The sequence below is a fragment of the uncultured Campylobacter sp. genome, assembly GCF_938018145.1.
Classification (GTDB): domain Bacteria; phylum Campylobacterota; class Campylobacteria; order Campylobacterales; family Campylobacteraceae; genus Campylobacter_A.
In genome coordinates this window covers 1-3,161 of record NZ_CALIII010000247.1, presented here as the reverse complement: position 1 = coordinate 3,161, position 3,161 = coordinate 1, and the positions used below count along the sequence as shown (strand labels likewise).

General features: G+C 48.5%; 3 protein-coding genes. 2 read left to right on the top strand and 1 reads right to left on the bottom strand.

The features are described 5' to 3' along the window. Window positions 1–266: 266 nt before the first annotated feature. Window positions 267–1,085, bottom strand: a complete 819-nt coding sequence (locus Q0338_RS05730) for a CsgG/HfaB family protein (RefSeq protein ID WP_298085920.1) — start codon at window positions 1,083–1,085, stop codon at window positions 267–269. Between the two features lie 112 nt (window positions 1,086–1,197). On the opposite strand from Q0338_RS05730, the gene Q0338_RS05725 reads away from it, so the two are divergent. After that, window positions 1,198–1,593 carry a hypothetical protein gene (locus tag Q0338_RS05725; protein ID WP_298085919.1) on the top strand — a complete coding sequence of 132 codons (396 nt, stop codon included), beginning with the start codon at window positions 1,198–1,200 and terminating at the stop codon, window positions 1,591–1,593. 71 nt (window positions 1,594–1,664) lie between these two features. Next, window positions 1,665–3,005, top strand: coding sequence for a Na+/H+ antiporter NhaC family protein (locus Q0338_RS05720; RefSeq protein ID WP_298085918.1), 1,341 nt, complete (start codon window positions 1,665–1,667; stop codon window positions 3,003–3,005). The last annotated feature ends 156 nt before the right edge of the window (window positions 3,006–3,161 follow it).

Genomic DNA, 3,161 nt, shown 5'->3' with positions numbered 1-3,161 from the left:
GTATAGCCTTTTTTGATGATGTCGCTTCTCAAATTTGATCCTTTTAGTGGAATTTAGTCGATTTTATCAATTATTTAATTACATAAGCATAAAAATTTGAAAGGGCGTGCACGGCACGGCAATCATACGTGCAAGATCTAAAATTTACGTTTTATCGTGAGAAAATTTGAACCCGAAAGCTCAAATTTAAGCGCAATGCAGAGAGATTGCTTTGCGCTTAAAAAGGCTAGAACGCCTTTTGGCCGCATCTAGCCTATCGAAGTAAATTAATCCGCTACTTTCATCGCGCCGCCCGCGCCAAGACCGCCTTTTACGGTTTGCATTTTGTAGTTTCTGACGGCGTCGATTAGGTTATTCATCGAGTCGGTGAAGGCCGCTACGATGACTTTGCCCTCAGGAGTGTTGGCGTAAGCTCCTAGCGATCCGCCGGCTTTGCTACCAAATATGCTTCCAAGACCCGCAAAGTCCATATTTCTAGCGCTTCCCTCGGCTGCTGCTAACTGTACGCCGGAGCGGTTTTCGATGAGAGTTAGCATCGTGCTCACGTCGCTCGTGCTAAAACTACCTGCGACCGAACCTGCGACCGAACCAAATAGCGCGCCCACAACGCCGCCTAGGCCGCTAGTGTTGCTCTCGCTAAATGTTATCGTAGGAGTTAAGGTATAGTCCGCGGCGACCATCTGACCTTTTTTGAAATTTGAGTTCTTTCTAAGCTCGCCCGACTCCATCAGCGCGCGCTCTTCTAGCATTTGGTTAAATGCCTTGCTACGCTCGACAACGACGAAACAGTTTGACTGCTGAGCTAGGAGTCTAAGAACCGGAACGGTGGAGGTTAGCTTATACTGCCTGGTTACGACGGAGTACCAGTCGCTGTTTCTATCCTCGTAAATCGTAAGCGTACCCATAGACTCGGTACATCTGGTTAGTCCGGGATTTGCATTTTGGACGTTTGTACCCGCAGCTGCGCCCGTAGCTGCCGTCTTAGCGCCAGGTGAGCCCATACTCATCGACGACATACAACCAGTCAAAAGAAAAGGCAAAGCCAAAACCGCGATCTTCGATGCGCTAAAAAGCGACTTTTTCATTGATAACTCCTTGGGGAAATTTACAAAATTGTAATATATTTGCGCTAAAAATTTACTTTATTTTAAATTTGATGTTATAAAATGATTTAGAAATAACCAGAAAGGATTTGACATGAAAAAACTTGTTTTAATCGCTCTTTTTTCAGCGCTTTGTTTAAGTTTTTCAAACGCTTACGACAGTTATTCAAACGAATCTTTAATAGTCATCCCGGATAACCATCATAAATACAAAAAACGCCGCCACCGAGATAGATACGACGACGACGTAGTGATATATATGGACCCTCCATACGGCGGTTACAGACAAACCGACCGAGGCAGAGACTACCGCGACAAGCTAGTCGATCAGTACATAAAAAACAATAACATAAAAAAAGGCGGCACTAGCAAATCCGACGACCGAAGCTACGAAAGAGGCTATGACGACGGATATGATGACGGATACCGCGATAGACGCGATGATTATTACTATTCGCCTCGCCCGCAAGTAGGCATCCGCGTTAGATAAATTTGACGCCCGTTCGCCGCTAGTCGTCAAATTTGGCCGGCGGCGAAATTTGATTTACAAAAAGGAAAATAATGCTAACCAACCCCGTCGTGATCAGTATCCTCGTGATGACTGCGCTTTGTTTGCTAAGGTTTAACATCCTGCTTTCTATCCTCGTCTCCGCCCTAGTCGCGGGTCTCATCTATCACGGCGGATTTGCCGGCGTAGAGGCGTTTTTTGGCGCGCTAACGGCCACTACATCGACGCTGATAACAGGCATGAAAGGCAACCTAGAAACCTCGCTCAGCTATATCCTGCTCGGCGCGCTCGCAGCCGCGATAGCCAACACGAACCTAACGGCGATCCTCATAAACGCCGTTAGCAAGGCTCTAGCGAAAACCAGCACCTATTTTGCTCTGATAATCGCCGCGATCGCGTGCCTCTCGCAAAATTTGATCCCGGTTCACATCGCTTTCATCCCGATTCTCATCCCGCCGCTTTTGCCGCTGATGAACCGCCTACGCATCGACCGCCGAGCCGTCGCGTGCGCTCTTACTTTCGGGCTAAAGGCTCCATACGTGAGCCTTAGCGTCGGTTTTGGCCTTATCTTTCACGGCATCATCAAAAAAGAGCTCGCAAACAACGGCGTAGAAGTGCAGATGAGCGAGATCTCAAGCGTGATGTGGATCGGCGGCCTCTCTATGCTAGTGGGCTTGCTTTTAGCCGTTTTCGTCTTTTACCGCAAAAAACGCGACTACGCGCACACCAAATTTGAAACGAGCGAGGAGCAAGAGGCTCAGATGGCCGCAAGCCTAAAAATGACGAAAAAAGAGTGGGCGGTGCTAGGCGGTGCGGTTGCGGCGTTTGGAGTGCAAATTTATACCGAAAGCATGCCGCTTGGCGCGCTTTTAGGACTACTAGTTATGGTGGTTTTTGGCGGTATCGAGTACCGAAAAATCGACAAAATCATGGACAGCGGCCTAGCGATGATGGGCTTTATCGCATTTATCATGCTTGTTGCGGCAGGCTTTGGCTCGGTTTTGCGCGAGAGCGGCGGTATCGAGCAGCTGGTGAGCTTTGCTAGCGCAGTCGCCGGCGGCAAAATGGGCGGCGCGATACTGATGCTAGCTATCGGCTTGCTCGTTACTATGGGTATCGGCACGAGCTTTGGCACGATACCGATCATCGCGGCGATCTACGTACCGTTTTCGCTATCGCTGGGCTTTTCTCCGGCGGCGATCATCTTGCTAGTGGGTATCGCGGCAGCTCTGGGCGATGCGGGCAGTCCCGCTAGCGATAGCACGCTAGGGCCTACGAGCGGTCTAAATGCCGACGGACAGCACAATCATATTTACGATACGTGCGTGCCGACTTTCATCTTCTTTAATATACCGCTGTTAATCGGCGGCGTCATCGGAGCGATGATTCTCTGATATAGTCTCGTCTTTTGAGTGCTTTTTGCGGAGTTTGCTAAAATTTTGCTCGGCAGACTACATGTCTAGCCTATGCAAAATTTTAGCCGCACAGCCCCAAAAATCATCTCAAAATACTTCGCCTTAACTTTTTTTACTTAAATTTGAAGTAAATTT

Bases quoted from the DNA above. Each gene is read 5' to 3' on its own strand.
- Q0338_RS05730 (WP_298085920.1), bottom strand. From the start codon at position 1,085: ATGAAAAAGTCGCTTTTTAGCGCATCGAAGATCGCGGTTTTGGCTTTG.
- Q0338_RS05725 (WP_298085919.1), top strand. From the start codon at position 1,198: ATGAAAAAACTTGTTTTAATCGCTCTTTTTTCAGCGCTTTGTTTAAGT.
- Q0338_RS05720 (WP_298085918.1), top strand. From the start codon at position 1,665: ATGCTAACCAACCCCGTCGTGATCAGTATCCTCGTGATGACTGCGCTT.